This is a genomic window from Trichococcus sp. (assembly GCF_049589555.1).
Taxonomy (GTDB): Bacteria; Bacillota; Bacilli; order Lactobacillales; family Aerococcaceae; genus Trichococcus.
In genome coordinates, this window is sequence record NZ_JBAWAZ010000063.1 from 1 (window position 1) to 16,514 (window position 16,514).

The 16,514-nt window shown below is 45.5% G+C and carries 16 protein-coding genes, 1 tRNA gene and 1 pseudogene; 16 read left to right on the top strand and 2 right to left on the bottom strand.

Annotated elements, in window-relative coordinates; translation table 11 throughout:
• Positions 1-9: 9 nt before the first annotated feature.
• From glyA to WBV27_RS03105, 14 genes and pseudogenes are all read left to right on the top strand, one after another.
• The gene (glyA, locus tag WBV27_RS03040) at positions 10-1,248 is read left to right on the top strand and encodes a serine hydroxymethyltransferase (protein ID WP_424199347.1); all 1,239 of its coding nucleotides are present in this window, start codon (positions 10-12) and stop codon (positions 1,246-1,248) included.
• 270 nt (positions 1,249-1,518) lie between these two features.
• A complete protein-coding gene (gene upp, locus WBV27_RS03045; protein ID WP_424199306.1) occupies positions 1,519-2,154 on the top strand; it encodes a uracil phosphoribosyltransferase in 636 nt (211 codons plus the stop codon).
• A 599-nt stretch (positions 2,155-2,753) separates the two neighbouring features.
• Complete coding sequence (atpB, locus tag WBV27_RS03050; protein WP_086627431.1) at positions 2,754-3,470, top strand: F0F1 ATP synthase subunit A; 717 nt, start codon at positions 2,754-2,756, stop codon at positions 3,468-3,470.
• A 61-nt stretch (positions 3,471-3,531) separates the two neighbouring features.
• On the top strand, positions 3,532-3,744 hold the full coding sequence (gene atpE / locus WBV27_RS03055; RefSeq protein WP_086627433.1) for a F0F1 ATP synthase subunit C: 213 nt from the start codon (positions 3,532-3,534) through the stop codon (positions 3,742-3,744).
• 39 nt (positions 3,745-3,783) lie between these two features.
• Positions 3,784-4,287 (top strand): F0F1 ATP synthase subunit B, encoded by a 504-nt coding sequence (gene atpF / locus WBV27_RS03060; protein ID WP_424199309.1) that lies wholly within the window; start codon positions 3,784-3,786, stop codon positions 4,285-4,287.
• Complete coding sequence (locus WBV27_RS03065; RefSeq protein ID WP_424199311.1) at positions 4,280-4,807, top strand: F0F1 ATP synthase subunit delta; 528 nt, start codon at positions 4,280-4,282, stop codon at positions 4,805-4,807. The genes atpF and WBV27_RS03065 overlap by 8 nt, the downstream gene beginning before the upstream one ends.
• 22 nt (positions 4,808-4,829) lie before the next feature.
• A complete protein-coding gene (gene atpA / locus WBV27_RS03070) occupies positions 4,830-6,341 on the top strand; it encodes a F0F1 ATP synthase subunit alpha (RefSeq protein ID WP_424199313.1) in 1,512 nt (503 codons plus the stop codon).
• 37 nt (positions 6,342-6,378) lie between these two features.
• Complete coding sequence (locus WBV27_RS03075) at positions 6,379-7,299, top strand: F0F1 ATP synthase subunit gamma (protein ID WP_424199315.1); 921 nt, start codon at positions 6,379-6,381, stop codon at positions 7,297-7,299.
• A gap of 18 nt (positions 7,300-7,317) precedes the next feature.
• The gene (gene atpD, locus WBV27_RS03080; RefSeq protein ID WP_424199317.1) at positions 7,318-8,751 is read left to right on the top strand and encodes a F0F1 ATP synthase subunit beta; all 1,434 of its coding nucleotides are present in this window, start codon (positions 7,318-7,320) and stop codon (positions 8,749-8,751) included.
• Position 8,752: 1 nt separating this feature from the next.
• A complete protein-coding gene (locus WBV27_RS03085) occupies positions 8,753-9,178 on the top strand; it encodes a F0F1 ATP synthase subunit epsilon (RefSeq protein WP_424199319.1) in 426 nt (141 codons plus the stop codon).
• Between the two features lie 286 nt (positions 9,179-9,464).
• Positions 9,465-9,689 carry a DUF1146 family protein gene (locus WBV27_RS03090; protein WP_086627594.1) on the top strand — a complete coding sequence of 75 codons (225 nt, stop codon included), beginning with the start codon at positions 9,465-9,467 and terminating at the stop codon, positions 9,687-9,689.
• A gap of 119 nt (positions 9,690-9,808) precedes the next feature.
• A complete protein-coding gene (gene murA / locus WBV27_RS03095) occupies positions 9,809-11,122 on the top strand; it encodes a UDP-N-acetylglucosamine 1-carboxyvinyltransferase (protein ID WP_424199321.1) in 1,314 nt (437 codons plus the stop codon).
• A gap of 64 nt (positions 11,123-11,186) precedes the next feature.
• Positions 11,187-12,158, top strand: a pseudogene (locus WBV27_RS03100) (rod shape-determining protein); the annotation flags it as partial.
• Positions 12,159-12,239: 81 nt separating this feature from the next.
• Positions 12,240-12,428, top strand: coding sequence for a DNA-directed RNA polymerase subunit beta (locus WBV27_RS03105; protein WP_233436832.1), 189 nt, complete (start codon positions 12,240-12,242; stop codon positions 12,426-12,428).
• Between the two features lie 367 nt (positions 12,429-12,795).
• Here WBV27_RS03105 and clpP read toward each other — a convergent pair whose 3' ends face one another.
• The gene (gene clpP / locus WBV27_RS03110; protein ID WP_424199350.1) at positions 12,796-13,416 is read right to left on the bottom strand and encodes an ATP-dependent Clp endopeptidase proteolytic subunit ClpP; all 621 of its coding nucleotides are present in this window, start codon (positions 13,414-13,416) and stop codon (positions 12,796-12,798) included.
• Between the two features lie 281 nt (positions 13,417-13,697).
• Positions 13,698-13,769: transfer RNA gene (locus WBV27_RS03115), tRNA-Arg, on the bottom strand.
• Positions 13,770-13,993: 224 nt separating this feature from the next.
• Here WBV27_RS03115 and WBV27_RS03120 point away from each other — a divergent pair.
• Together WBV27_RS03120 and WBV27_RS03125 are read left to right on the top strand one after the other, a co-directional pair.
• Positions 13,994-15,088, top strand: coding sequence for a hypothetical protein (locus WBV27_RS03120; protein ID WP_424199323.1), 1,095 nt, complete (start codon positions 13,994-13,996; stop codon positions 15,086-15,088).
• A 369-nt stretch (positions 15,089-15,457) separates the two neighbouring features.
• Positions 15,458-16,495, top strand: coding sequence for a sugar-binding transcriptional regulator (locus tag WBV27_RS03125; RefSeq protein ID WP_424199325.1), 1,038 nt, complete (start codon positions 15,458-15,460; stop codon positions 16,493-16,495).
• Positions 16,496-16,514 lie beyond the last annotated feature (19 nt).

The window sequence follows — 16,514 nt, forward strand, 5'->3', positions numbered from 1 at the left end:
GGTGCAAACATGGATAAAGAATTATTTGCAGCAATTGATAAAGAACGCGAAAGACAAGAGAACGGAATCGAGCTGATTGCTTCCGAAAACTTTGTATCTGAAGATGTTATGAGAGCACAAGGCAGCATCTTGACCAACAAATATGCTGAAGGCTACCCTGGTCGTCGTTACTATGGTGGTTGCGAATTTATCGATATCATCGAAAATTTGGCGATCGATCGCATTAAAGCAATATTCGGTGCAGAATACGCCAACGTACAACCGCACTCCGGTTCCCAAGCGAATATGGCGGCTTACCGTGCGTTAGTTCAACCCGGAGACAAAATTTTGGGTATGGATCTGAGCCATGGCGGTCACTTGACGCATGGAGCATCCGTGAATTTCAGCGGCCAGACATATGACTTCGTTGCTTACGGTGTGGAAAAAGAATCAGAAACAATCAATTATGACACTGTCAGAGAGATTGCCCTGAAAGAACAACCAAAATTGATCGTTGCAGGCGCCAGCGCATACCCACGCGCAATCGATTTCAAACGTTTGAGAGAAATCGCTGATGAAGTCGGCGCTTACTTCATGGTCGATATGGCTCATATCGCAGGACTTTGCGCAACAGGACATCACCAAAATCCGGTTGAATATGCCCACATCGTAACCACTACAACACACAAAACGTTACGTGGCCCGCGCGGCGGCGTCATCTTAGCCAAAGAAGAATTCGGCAAAAAGTTGAACAGCGCTGTGTTCCCAGGCATCCAAGGCGGTCCTTTAGAGCACGTCATCGCTGCTAAAGCTGTATCATTCTTTGAAGCTGCAACGCCAGAGTATACTGAATATATCGGACAAGTCATCAAAAATGCCCAAGCAATGGCTGATGTCTTCAATGCATCCGACCTGCGCGTCATCAGTGGTGGAACAGACAATCACTTATTATTGTTGGATGTTACAAGCAGCGGCTTGAACGGAAAACAAGTAGAAAAATTGTTGGATACCGTTGAAATCACTGTCAACAAAAATACGATTCCTTTCGAAACGCTTGGCGCCAACAAAGCCAGCGGCATCCGTATCGGCACACCTGCCATCACAACTAGAGGCTTGAAGGAAGCAGAAGCACGTAAGGTTGCTGAATTGATCGTGGAAACTATCCAAAACCACACAGATGAAGCGAAATTGGATGAAGTCCGTGCTGCTGTCAAAGCCATCACGCAAGCTTTCCCATTGCACAAAAAATTAGCTGCAACTGAAGCATAATAGATTACCGAAGAGCTGTCTCTCAATGAGACAGCTCTTTTATTCGGTCGGAGCAGGGTTTGCCCATAGCAGGCCGCGTCGTCGGCTGAATGTAGATATGAAATACCGAACAGCCGACGACCGCATCATTTATCCCAAAAACAAGCATAATTGGAGTTGTTTCTTCCTAAATATTCCTTCCAGTGTTTTCTCATTGTTTTATTTCTGGTATTTGCAGCGGTTTTCCATTACAATAGGTTGAGCAAAAATAGGAAAGTGGGGCAAAAGTATATGGGAGAATTCCATGTAATGAATCACCCGTTGATTCAACACAAATTAACAATCATCCGCGAGAAAGAGTGCGGAACAAAGGTTTTCCGTGAAGTAGTAAGCGAAATCGCGATGTTGATGGCTTATGAAGTAACAAGGGACATGCCTTTGGAAGACATCGAGATCGAAACGCCATTGGTGAAAACGACTCAAAAAACGTTATCAGGTAAAAAGGTTGCCATCATTCCGATCCTGCGTGCAGGTTTAGGGATGGTCGATGGTTTCTTGGCGATGCTGCCTGCTGCAAAAGTTGGCCATATCGGCATGTACCGTGACCATGAGACATTGGAGCCAGTAGAATATTTCGTGAAATTACCGACGGACATCCAAGATCGTCAATTGTTCATCGTTGACCCAATGTTGGCGACAGGCGGATCAGCTATCGCAGCTATTGAAGCGTTGGAAAAGAGAGGCGCATCACCATCATCCATGAAATTCATCTGCCTTGTGGCAGCTCCTGAAGGGGTGGAGGCATTGCACGCGGCTTATCCGGATGTGGATATCTATGCAGCTTCTTTGGATGAAAGATTGGACGAAAACAGCTACATCCTGCCTGGTTTGGGTGACGCTGGCGACCGATTGTTCGGCACAAAATAAGCGTTCAAAATGGCATTGAGACAATTGTGTCCATAATTGTCGAACAGTCAATATTATCATGAGAACGATCTTCCCATTTACATAATCTTGAAAAATGAAAATAAAGAGCTGAGCCAGATATCCGATGGGTATTTCTGGCTCATTTTTTTTGTGCAAGTTAAGTTTATTATACTTCAATCGCGTAAGGTTATCGTGCCGACGGGTTTGAAGGGTAGCATGAAAGGCAATAAATTTGCTTTTATTTCCCCAGTCGAACCACTTTTTGATCAGCGTTCGGATTTTCATAATCCTATAAGTATATTTATGTATTGAGTATCTATGATAATGAAGGCGGTATCTTTTCATCATTTTCATGAAAAGGCCGAAAATATCCTTATATTCCGTATATTTGCTTTGAATTTCGATAAAGTTGGTGTTATGATTAGCGATGTTGAACAGATATGCAAAGAAACTTATGAAATAGCCACTTATTGTGACTAGAGTATGGCAGGTCCAGCTAAATTAGTTGTCTACTTTTACGAATGTCTTTTAAAATAATGTAGCGTGGAATAGGTTTGGCATAGCTGTTTTTTTATTTGTATTGAAAAGAGGTGAAAATATTGGAAGCTGAATCTAAAGTCATCCATTTTATGGGATTGGGTTTCAGTTTGAATATCATCATAAGTGTATTGGCGACTTGCATCATTGTTTTTTTATTTTGTTTTATTGCTACCCGAAAACTGGCGGTGAGGCCAACATCCAAAAGCCAATTGGCGATTGAATATTTGGTTGATTTTATCCGAAACATGATTTCCAGCTCGCTTCATTGGAAAGTCGGGCAACAATTCCACTTGTTGGGATTCACTTTGTTCCTATTTGTATGGGTTGCCAATATGTTGGGGCTTGTGTTCATCTTGAACATCGATGGCTACTCCTATTGGAAGAGTCCGACAGCCAGTCCAATCGTCACATTAGGCTTGGCCTTGATGGTGATTTTACTGACGCATTACTTTGGTATCAAGGAGAATGGGTTCAAGGAATATTTCATGAACAGTTATGTTCGTCCTGTCGCACCTCTCATGCCGATCAAAATTTTGGAGGAATTCACGAACACTTTGACATTGGCATTGCGTCTTTACGGAAATATTTATGCCGGTGAAATTTTGTTGGGGTTGATTGCTTCATTAGCGAATTCATACGGCTTGTTGACTTGGGTGGTCGGGATTCCTCTCCAAATGGTTTGGCAAGGATTCTCCATCTTTATCGGATCCATCCAAGCGTTCGTCTTCACTACGTTGACTATGGTTTACCTCGCTCATAAGATCGAAGCGGAATAAACTGCTGATCCCTGAGTTTAATAAGTGTGCATTATTATATGAGAAAAAGGAGATTATTATTATGAACTTTATAGGAGCTGCTATTGCGGTTGCCGGTGCGGCAATCGGAGCATCATTAGGAAACGGAAAGGTTATTTCTACTACAATCGAAGCGATCGCAAGACAACCTGAATTACAAAGTAAATTACAGACTTTGATGTTCATCGGTGTCGGTTTGATCGAAGCTGTTCCCATCATGGCGGTAGTTATAGCTTTCTTACTGATTTTCCAATAATAGGGACCAGAAAGACAGATAACTACAGGAGGGATGAGAATGACAGCCAATCTCGTATTGGGAGAGATCACCGCATTAGGTGATACGATTGTCACGCTGCTGTCATTTCTGATATTGATGGCTCTTATCAAAAAATTCGCATGGCAGCCTTTGATGAAGATCTTAACGGATCGGGAAGAAATGATACATGCAAATATTGATAAAGCGGCAAGTGCGCGCGAGAATGCCGAGAAGAAACACGCGGAAGTCGATGCGCAACTGATAGAAGTCAGAACTACAGCGAGCGATATTTTGAACAGGGCTCAAGCGGAAGGCAATGAAATACAAAAGGAAATCATCAAAGAAGCAAAAGAAGATGCGCTACGAATCAAACAAGTGACCCAAAAAGAGCTCGAACTCGAAAGAAAACAGGCTCTTGAAGGATTACGCGCCGAAATCGGAGTCATATCAGTGGAAATCGCTGAAAAGATCCTCGGCAAGGAGATCAACCATGCAGATCAACAAACTTTGATCGAAGCTTTCATTGAAGGGCTGGATGATTGATATGGAAAAGGAAGGTAAAGCAATCGCTACTGTAGAAGCCTATGTGCAAGCCTACTATAACCGCCTGACAAACTCGAAGATTGCGGATAGACTCTATCTCGATCTATCGCAGTTAAAGGAAGCCTTCAATCACGCAGACGCCGCAGCGGGTGAGAAGCCAAATCTTGATTTGGCAGTGAAGTATCTCGCTCCCGAGACGCTTCAGTTTCTCGAAGGACTCCAAGATAACCTTGATAACGAAGGTATCTTGGCTTCCGTCAAGGCGTTCAATGCACTGTACGAAAGTAAAAAAGAGTTCGTGAATATGAAGTTGACTTCTGCTGTTCCTTTAACGGCAGAACAAAAGACGCGCATCATGGACAAAATGGAAAAAAGAATCGGGGAAGCGACCTTCTTTGTGACTGAAGTGGTCGATCCCTCGGTGATGGGCGGCGTCCGGTTGGAGTCGGAGAATCATTATTTCGACAATACCATCGCTACAAAGTTGAAAGAAATGAAGAGACATATCCTAAAAGATTAATAGGGTTGAAGAGGTGAATAATGTGGCTACTGAAAACGAAGATTTGAGTTCATTGATCAAAAATAGGATCAACACTTTTCAATCTGTATCAGAGTTTGAAGAAATTGGGAAAGTTACCTACATCGGTGATGGAATCGCACGTGCGAAAGGTTTGGAGAACGTCATGTCAGGTGAATTGTTGGAGTTTTCCAACGGTTCCATCGGTATGGCCCAAAACCTGGAAATGACGGATGTCGGTATCATCATTTTTGGAGCTTATGAAAATATTCATGAGGGCGATATCGTTAAACGCACAGGCAAAATCATGGAAGTACCGGTCGGAGATGCTTTGATCGGGCGCGTTGTGGATGCGTTAGGCAGCCCAGTGGATGGCTTAGGCAGCATCGAAACGACCGGCACAAGACCGGTTGAAAATGCAGCACCGGGCGTTATGGATCGTCAGTCCGTCAGAGAACCTCTTCAGACCGGCCTAAAAGCATTGGATGCTTTGGTGCCTATCGGTCGAGGCCAACGCGAGCTGATCATCGGTGACCGCAAAACCGGGAAAACAAGCATCGCAATCGATGCAATCATCAACCAACGAGGAAAAGATGTTATCTGCATCTACGTCGCAATCGGACAAAAGGAATCGACAGTCCGTAATATGACGGAAACATTGAAAAAATATCATGCAATGGATTATACGATTGTCGTGACCGCCAGTGCTTCGCAATCCGCGCCGATGCTTTATATCGCGCCTTACGCTGCTACAGCGATGGCTGAGGAGTTCATGCACAAAGGCAAACACGTCCTCATCGTATACGATGATCTTTCCAAGCAGGCAGCTGCATACCGCGAAATGTCCTTGCTGTTGCGCCGTCCGCCAGGTCGCGAGGCGTATCCAGGGGATGTCTTCTACTTGCACTCCCGTCTGTTGGAACGCTCGGCAAAATTGAACGATGAGTTGGGCGGCGGTTCCATCACCTCCCTTCCAATCGTAGAGACGCAAGCTGGGGATATCTCCGCTTATATTCCGACGAACGTCATCTCCATCACGGATGGTCAGATTTTCCTGGAAAGCGATTTGTTCTTCTCGGGAATCCGTCCGGCTCTATCTGCCGGTTTGTCCGTTTCCCGTGTCGGCGGGTCTGCTCAAATCAAAGCCATGAAAAAAGTGTCAGGAACGCTGCGTATCGATTTGGCCAGCTATCGCGAACTGGAAGCATTCACCCAGTTCGGTTCGGATTTGGATGTTTCCACACAGAAACGCCTTAGCCGCGGCCGCAGAACCGTCGAAATACTGAAACAGGATTTGCACAAGACCTTGGATGTCGAAAAACAAGTTCTCATTCTCTATGCATTGACGCACGGATTTATCGATTCCATTCCGGTACAGGACATCGAACGATATGAGTCTGAGCTGTTCAAATTCGTCAAAATGTCCTATCCAAATCTGTTCTCCATCATTTCGGAGACAAAAGACTTGCCGCCTACGGAAGACCTGGATGAAGCGCTAAGTGCATTTGCGAGCATCTTTATTCCGCATGTCGAGTAGATTGGTCAGCATGAACAGATAATATTGAGGTGATAATATGGCAGAGTCTTTAATAGACATCCGGAAACGCATTTCTTCCACAAAGAAGACAAGTCAAATAACAAGCGCCATGCAAATGGTATCTGCCTCCAAACTGATACGTGCCGAACAAAAGGTGCGGGGATATCAGCTTTATGCAGCAAAAATACGCGAAATCGTAACACATATAGCCAGCACACAATTATCTTTGATTGAGGAACATGGCCATTTATCAGCGAGCGACCAGGTTCTGGTCGATTTTCACGATATGTTGATCGAACGTCCGGTCCGCAAAACGGGCTATCTGATCATTTCATCCGATAAAGGCTTGGCAGGAGGATACAACAGTTCGATCCTTAAAGCAACAAAAGATATGCTTGCGATCGACCATGCTTCAAACGATGAGTTTGTTGTGCTGTCGGTCGGCGGAGCGGTCGCTGATGATCTCAGAAAGAGTGGCATCGAAGTTGCATTCGAAATCAGGGATCTGAACGACCAGCCCAGCTTTACGGAAGTCAGTGATATCGTAGTGAAGGCGATCCAGCTTTATCGTGATGGTGCTTTTGATGAGTTGTATGTTTGTTACAAACATCATGTCAACGCTTTGATCTCCGAGTATCGGGCTGAAAAAATGCTGCCGTTGACGGACTTGGATTCCCATGAAGCGGTCGGTTACGAAGTCGATTATCTTTTTGAACCAAACAAAGAAGAAATTTTGGAAATTTTGCTTCCGCAATATGCGGAAAGTTTGATCTACGGCGCCATTATCGACGCTAAATCATCCGAGCATGCTTCACGCATGACGGCCATGAAGAGCGCCACCGATAATGCGAACAATATGATCAACGATATGACGATTCAATACAACCGAGTGAGACAGACTGCAATCACGCAAGAAATCACCGAAATCGTCGGTGGAGCTTCTGCTCTGGAAGATTAGAAAATGGGAGGAAAAGGCATGAAAAAAGGTCATATTGTACAAGTAATCGGGCCGGTAGTCGACGTTGGCTTCCCATTGGAAGAAGGTGTCCCGGACATCCGCAATGCGCTGATCGTACACAAGGCGCCCAAAGCTGGGAGTAATGAAGAAGGGGAAACCATCGTTTTGGAGGTTTCGCTTGAACTGGGGAATGGTATTGTTCGCGCAATCGCAATGGAATCGACCGATGGCCTGCAAAGAGGCTTAACTGTTGTCGATACCGGAGCACCTATCAAAGTGCCGGTTGGTTTAGGCACGTTAGGCCGTGTGTTCAACGTGTTGGGTGAGGCGATCGATTTGAAGGGCGATATCCCTGATGATTTCCGTCGTGAATCCATTCACAGAAAAGCACCGACTTTTGACCAGTTGAGCAGTAACTTTGAAATCCTGGAAACAGGCATCAAGGTCATCGACTTACTGGCGCCTTATCTGAAAGGCGGAAAAATTGGTCTTTTCGGTGGAGCCGGTGTCGGTAAGACGGTACTGATCCAAGAATTGATCCATAACGTAGCCGAACAGCATGGCGGCATCTCTGTGTTCACGGGTGTCGGTGAGCGTACGCGTGAGGGAAATGACCTTTACCACGAAATGCAGGAGTCGGGCGTCGGTGAAAAGACGGCCATGGTATTCGGTCAAATGAATGAGCCGCCTGGTGCACGTATGCGTGTCGCCTTGTCCGGTTTGACGATGGCGGAACATTTCCGTGATGAAGAAAAACAGGATGTGCTGTTGTTCATCGATAATATTTACCGGTTCACCCAAGCTGGTTCCGAAGTTTCCGCGCTATTGGGCCGGATGCCTTCAGCAGTAGGGTATCAACCGACGTTGGCGACAGAGATGGGCCAACTTCAGGAACGGATCAGTTCCACAAAAGATGGTTCGATCACTTCCATCCAAGCAATCTATGTACCGGCGGATGACTATACCGATCCGGCACCGGCAACAACCTTTGCCCATCTGGATGCAACAACCAACTTGGAGCGTAAACTGACTGAGCAGGGGATTTATCCCGCTGTGGATCCATTGGCTTCCTCTTCAAGTGCTTTATCTCCGGAAATCGTCGGGGATGAACATTATGACGTTGCCACGAAAGTGCAACGCATTCTGCAACGTTATCGTGAACTGCAGGATATCATCGCTATCCTAGGTATGGACGAATTGTCCGATTCCGAAAAAATCACTGTTAACCGCGCTAGAAGAATCCAATTCTTCCTGTCCCAAAACTTCCATGTGGCCGAAGCCTTTACTGGCGTTCCCGGATCGTATGTCCCTGTATCCGAAACCGTGCGCGGCTTCAAAGGGATCGTGGAAGGTAAATACGACGGTGTGCCGGAAGAAGCTTTCCGCAACGTCGGTACGATCGAGGAAGTTCTGAACAAAGCGAAAGAATTAGGCTACAAAGGAGGGGAATAAGATGGCATACCTGCAAGTCAACGTGGTGACGCCGGATGGTATCGCCTTTCAGCATCGTGCTAAAGCGGTGACCGCCAAGACAACGGACGGCGGCATTACCATCATGCCAAATCATACCCCGATCATTGTGCCTTTGGCGATCGCTGACCTGATCGTAACACGCGTGACCGATGAGTTGGCTCAGAACCATATTGCCGTCAACGGCGGCATCATGGAAGTGCGTGACAATATCGTCAACATCATTGCGAACAGTGCGGAACGCGAAAAGGATATCGACATCGACCGTGCTGAAGTCGCCAAAGAACGCGCTGAAAAACGAATGGCAGAGGCTCGCGATATCAAAAACGAAAAAGAATTCCAACGGGCGAAGATCTCGCTGTCGAAAGCCATCAACCGTATCGGTGTTTCGAAGAACAGATCCAATTGAAAAAAGAGGCCAGAGATGGCCTCTTTTTTTTGCAGACAATTATTTCCTGACAATTAATTAGTGGGTGAGATAATATGCACAAATTATCTACAGAAATAGCCTGCAATTTCATTCTGATGTGTTGTAACATATTATTATACCTGATTAGGGAAATAAATGTAAACGATTTTCTTAGTAAATTCTTAGGAGATGGCCCGACAAAAACGATCTTCCTGGTTTTTTTTTCACAATATTTATGTTAGTATAGTTTGAGAATATGGGAGGAGTGCGTCGCTTGGACATAACGATGTTTAACGGTATAATAGTATTGCTATCCCATATGATATTCATTTTCATTTCTTTCTGGTCGATGAAAGCCATCAGATTGGAGAAATGGATAAGGAAGGGGCACATACGCGAAGCACGGGTGCTCTATTTCTTTCTGTCGATTGCTTTAGGCTATACAGTAAGTACGTTTCTGCTTGAGTTGGTGACAACTTCGCGGAACATAAGTTATTTGCTGTTCTCGTGATCCGCTCACGGTTGCACAAGAGATTGTCACTGTACGGGCAGTTCAGAGTTCCAGTTTTATTAAATAGTTGCATACAAACATACAAATGAAATCACAATTGACTTTCGGAGGGATTTTTAATGGAAAAAATAATTGTTCGCGGCGGTAACCGTCTTGAAGGAACAGTTAAAGTTGAAGGCGCAAAAAACGCAGTTTTGCCGATTTTGGCTGCTACACTTTTGGCAAGCGAAGGGCAATCTGTATTGACGAACGTTCCGATACTGTCTGATGTTTTCACAATGAATAATGTTCTGAAACATCTGAATGTCGGCGTTGAATTTCAAGAAAACAACAACACCATCTTAGCGGATGCATCAAACGACATTAATTTTGAAGCACCATTTGCTTATGTCAGCAAAATGCGTGCATCGATCGTCGTAATGGGTCCGCTATTAGCACGTCTGGGCCATGCACGCATCGCTTTGCCTGGCGGCTGTGCCATCGGAACACGGCCTATCGACCTTCATCTGAAAGGTTTTGAAGCAATGGGTGCCGACATCAAGATCGAAAATGGCTTTGTTGAAGCGAAAGTCGACAGATTAGTCGGCGCACGCATCTACTTGGACTTCCCAAGCGTCGGTGCAACCCAGAACATCATGATGGGCGCTACTTTGGCTGAAGGAACCACTATCATCGAAAACGTCGCACGCGAACCTGAAATCGTTGACTTGGCGAATTTCTTGAACCGCATGGGCGCGAAAGTGATCGGAGCCGGAACAGAAACAATCCGTATCGAAGGTGTTTCATCAATGAAAGCAACGGAACATTCGATCATCCCGGATCGTATCGAAGCAGGGACATTCATGATTGCGGCTGCAGTCACGAATGGGAATGTTCTCATTGAAGATGCGATTGCCGAACACAACAAACCGCTGATTTCAAAACTGAAGGAAATGCATGTTGCCTTCCAGGAAGAAGAAAATGGCCTGCGCGTAATCGGTCCGCGTACTTTGAAAGCGACTGACGTCAAAACGATGCCGCATCCAGGGTTCCCTACCGATATGCAAGCACAAATGACGATTGCGCAATTGGTGTCCCAAGGCACCAGCACGATGACCGAAACGGTATTCGAAAACCGCTTCATGCACTTGGAAGAGATGCGCCGTATGAACGCTGATTTCAAAGTCGAAGGGCAGACGGTCCTGCTTCATGGCAATACTGATCTTCAAGGTGCAGAAGTAGCCGCATCGGATTTACGTGCGGCAGCAGCTTTGATTATCGCTGGACTTGTTTCCAAAGGCTATACGCGCGTCACTAACTTGTCGCATTTGGATCGCGGTTATTATGAATTCGATAAAAAGCTACAGGCATTGGGCGCTGATGTCGAACGTGTAACGGAAGATGTAAAGAATACCTTCAGCGATGCAGACGTTGAAGCACTTTTTGCAAAATAAGTCGGACAACTGTCGTCCGCAAGATAGCTATCGCTAAATGATGAATGTTTGAGAGGGGAACAACGTGGCCAGAGATATAGGAATCGATTTAGGTACAGCGAACGTACTGATTCACGTTAAAGGGAAAGGTATCGTTTTGAATGAGCCTTCCGTTGTAGCGGTAGACACAAAAACCGGAAAAGTTTTAGCAGTTGGGGAAGAAGCCTATATGATGGTCGGGCGTACGCCGGCAAACATCAGAGTGATCCGTCCGTTGAAAGGCGGCGTTATCGCAGACTTTGACATCACCGAAGCAATGCTGACCCACTTTATAGATCGCTTGAATGTAAAGGGCTTTTTGACCAAGCCAAATATTTTGATCTGTTGTCCGACGAACATCACAACAATCGAACAAAAAGCAATCATCCAAGCCGCAGAAAAGAGCGGCGGCAAGAATGTGTATCTGGAGGAAGAACCGAAAGTTGCGGCTGTCGGAGCCGGGCTTGACATTTTTCAGCCGAACGGAAATATGGTCATCGATATGGGTGGCGGAACGAGTGATATCGCAGTCTTGTCATTGGGAGGCATCGTAACGAGCAGCTCAATCAAAACAGCCGGCGATAAACTGGATGCCGACATCATGAACTTCGTAAAAAGAGAACACAAATTATTGATCGGCGAGCGGACAGCTGAAAAGATCAAAATCACCATCGGAACCGCTTTGGAGCCTGAAAAGGAAGAAAAAATGGAGATCCGCGGCCGTGACATGGTGACGGGCCTTCCGCGCACCATCTACATCACTTCCAAAGAAGTCTACGAAGCGATGCACGAAACCTTGGTCCTTGTCGTGGAGCAAGCGAAGGAAGTATTGGAAATGACGCCTCCTGAATTGGCTGCGGACATCATCAATACCGGAATCGTCTTGACAGGCGGAGGCGCCTTGATCAGCGGAATCGAGAAACTTTTCTCGAGCGAGTTGAAGGTCCCTGTTTTCGCTGCGGAAAAACCCTTGGATGCTGTTGCTTTGGGAACGGGTATCCTCTTGAATAACATCGACCAAAAGAATCGTCCGTCCAGCGGGCTTTTCGGATTGTTGGCACGATTGATCCAAAAAACCAAAATAAAAAAAGGAAGATAGGTGATCGCTGTGAAATTTGATTTCAAACCTGTACTGTCAACGGTGATGTGGGTTTTGATTTTCATGTTGATGGCCTTCATTCTGTTCGGAGCCGGTCTGATGGTCGGGTATGGCGTCCTCGGTGACGGCAATCCGATGCTTGTATTCAGCAAGCAGACCTGGGAACATATCTTCAATTATATCCGTTAAGGAATCAAGAAAGGCAGACAGGAACGCTTGCGTTCCGTCTGCCTTTTTTGTCGAATTGGAGATGCGCAGGCGGATTGTTTGTTTTTAATTCTTCGTCTGTCCTCCGGTGAACGGAGGCTTAGCCGGAGCACAGCTGCAATTTGGCGAGCGAACTCCTGCGAGGATGTCCTCGCAGGAGTTCGTGTTGATGTCAACCGGTCTCCTCCGGCAAGCGGCCGCCTCGCCGGAGCTGCGATCTCGTATCCGCTGCTGTACTCAGGGGGTATGGCCGCAACCTAGCTGCCAAGCACCACAAAACAACCACAAAACAAAAAGCGAAGACAATCAGCATCTTTTTGCTGACAGTCTTCGCTTTAAACGTACATTTTTATTTCAATGATTTTGAGTTGACCATGACTTCGTCGATCAAGCCGTATTCTTTGGCTTGTTGGGCGGTCATGTAGTTGTCGCGGTCTGTATCGCGTTCGATGACTTCCATCGGTTGTCCTGTGCGTTCTGCCAAAATTTTGTTCAGGCGTTCGCGGGTCTGCAGGATGTGACGAGCTGCGATTTCGATTTCGGTTGCTTGACCTTGCGCGCCGCCAAGCGGTTGGTGAATCATGATTTCAGCATTCGGCAACGCGAAACGTTTGCCTTTTTCGCCGGCAGTCAACAAGAAGCTGCCCATCGAAGCTGCCATACCCATTGCGATGGTCTGAACGTCGGCCTTGATGAAGTTCATCGTATCGAAGATTGCCAAACCAGCAGAGACGCTTCCGCCTGGTGAGTTGATGTAGATATAGATATCTTTTTCTGAATCTTGTGCATCCAGGAATAGTAATTGCGCAATGACTGAGTTCGCCGTATAATCGTCGATCGGGCCGCTCAACATGATGATGCGATCCTTCAGAAGGCGGGAATAGATATCATACGCACGTTCACCACGGGATGATTGTTCGATTACTGTAGGGATTAAATTCATATATGTTTCCTCCTCGTTCGTTTGAATGAACAGTTTTTCTTTACATGGTTTATTTTAACTCATTGGTCAGAAAAGGTCAATTGTAATGTTTGGCCTTTAGCCTCGCGCTTTATGATGAAATATACCTTATTCAATCATATCGTTTCAGTCAGCAAATGTCCAAAAATAGATTTTGAAAATGCAAATCGGATTCAGGGTGAAGCAATAAGGAAATAAAAAAAATCTCCGCTTCCGCTTGGGAAAGGAGATTTTTTGCATTTTGTATTGCATTCAAAGTCTAAAAACATTGATGCGTCAATAAAATAGTACGTCTCCTGAGGGAATCGAACCCCCATCTCAAGAACCGGAATCTTACGTGATATCCATTACACCAAGGAGACAAGCAACATTAAAATTATAACCTATAGCGTGAAAGATAGCAAGGGGAAAATTGAATTCCAAACTGCAAGATGGTTTTGGCACTTATTCTACTTTGCAGAACCTCATATTGACTTGTCAGAACAACAGTTCCACTCCTCCTGAAATTAACTCCGTTTATTGAAAACGATTTCAATAAACGCTTGTGTGTGATAAAATGATTCTGAAAAGGTGAGGAGGGGTTAGTGTGTCGGTTATATCAAGTATGCATATGGATAAGGAAAGCTTGGAGGAATCGCTGAGGTTGGTAGGGTACGACAATGAAGAATTGTTCGCTTATCTTCAGCAAAAAGCGTTGGGCAATCCTTTGATCGAAGTGAAAATCAATAAAGAATTCGATGAACGCGCTGTAAAAGAAAAAACGGTAGTGTATAAACCGGATAAAGACGATCCGATGGATATGGTTTCTGCAATGGAACAAGTATTTGAAGAAGTGCCGGCGTTGGATACATTCTTATTGGAACAAATCTATGCAAATATGCGGGACACGCCCTTGCGCGACTTGGTTTTATTTTTGGTGGCATTCATCAATCCGGAAGGGTACGTCACCATTGATCTAAATGAAGCTGCGGAACAGAAGGGTGTCGAACCGATCGTGATGCTGGATGCGTTGACGCTCCTGCATCAATTGGATCCTCCGGGTGTAGGGGCCCGAAATCTGCAGGAATGTCTGATGCTGCAGACAGAGCGTGATGAATATGCGCCGGAAATCGCCTATTATGTTCTGGAAAATTACTTTACGGCCCTCAGCGATAAAAACTGGCAAGCGATAGCTGAAGAGATGGATGTTGAACTGGCCGACGTGAAGGATGTTTTTGAGTATGCCCAAACCTTGGACCCGACTCCGGGATCAGCATATGGCGAGGACGGCCTTTCTTTGCCCAGACCGGATCTTTATCTTCAGCTGGTGGATGGGCACCTGACAGTAAAGTACAATGAGTGGGCTTCTCCGTTTGTTGTTTTCCAAAAAGAATATTATGAAGAGATGTTACAGCATGATGATGAAGATGTGCAACAATTTCTGGCAGCGAAGAAAACGGAGTGGGAGCAGCTGCGGTCGGCAGTTGCATTCAGAAAAGAGTTGCTGCTTGCGGCGGGAGAATTGATCTGCGGCTTGCAGAAAGGTTTTTTCCTGGAAGGTCGGGAATTGGAACCGCTCGATGTAACTCGTTTGGCTGGAGATTTGGCGGTCCCGCCCACTGTCATGCGCGAAGAAATATTGGAGAAAACAATCGAAACGGACCGTGGGACATTTTTGTTGCACCAGTTATGCGGTGAATAGGCTGTGAATCGACAATAATAAATGAAAAAGATGCGAAACGCTAAACAATAACGGGACGAATAACGACCCTTGCTGAAAAGTTGATGTACCAAGGTTTTCTGAAAGCGTACGTCTAAAAGGCAATCGGATTATAGGCTACTCGTGATATATTGAACGAATCTATTTTAAAGGAAATCGAATTTATTTGCCAAAACGCTTGAAACGTCTAGTGTTTACTGTTAAAATGATGAAGTAAAGACGAGGGAGAATAGACGGAAGTAAAAAGTATTTTTGCAGTCCTATTCCATCTCTCCTGATATGAAATAAACGAGGACCGCCTAAGATTGCAGCGGGGCGAAAAGCGTCCACGTGCAAATGAAGAGGGTTTTTATGGAAGAGTCTATTTCAGTCTTGCAGCAAATAGTCCCAGACATTATGTCAGTCCTTCAAAATCGTTACCATATCATGCGTAATATCCAAATGTATGCTCCAGTCGGGAGACGCGTCCTAGCCGATAAAGTATCCTTGTCAGAAAGGACTTTACGGACTGAGACAGATTTTTTGCGGAAACAAGGTCTTCTTTCCAGTTCGAAGAACGGGATGGTATTGACTGAGGAAGGCGAAGACATTTTTCGTCAGCTGGAAAGGTTCATGCGGTTATTGCTGAATATGAATGCGAAAGAGAAGGCGTTAGCGGATTATCTGAATATTCAGTTTTGTAGGATTGTTCCTGGCGATAGTGATGAAGATGCATCTGTTCTGGATGAAATCGGAAAAACTGCAGCCAAAGAACTGCATGCGTTATTGCCGGCAGGCGAATTTATCGTTGCTGTTGCTGGCGGAAGTACAATGGCACAGGCTGCCGAACATTTTTCACCTGAATTATCACAGAACCGGGAGTTCATTTTTGTCCCGACACGAGGCGGTTTAGGCGAATCCATGTCGATACAAGCCAACAGTGTCAGCGATCGTATGGCGCAGTTGGTAGGCGGTGAGAACATGGCACTTTTCGTTCCCGATAATTTGAGCGAAAAAGCTTACGCATCCATGAAATCCGAGCCATCAATCAAACATACTTTATCCGTCATGAAAAAGGCAAACTGCTTGTTATATAGTATCGGTAATGCTAAAGTAATGATGGAAAGACGCAGGATGTCGCATGGGTTGATTTCGTCCCTAGAAGCGCATAATGCGGTAGGTGAAGCCTTTGGTTGTTACTTCAATGAGAACGGAGAAATCGTCTATCGATTGTCCCGGTTCGGCCTTCAGATTGAAGACATCGAAAAGATCCCGTACGCAATGGCCATTGCAGGGGGAAGCACGAAAGCCAAGGCTATTAAAGCGTTCATGAAATATGCCCCGCATCAAACATGGCTGATTACGGATGAGGGCGCAGCTAATCTGATTTTAAAAGGGGTAACCCTTTAAAATAAAAATTTTGACTTAT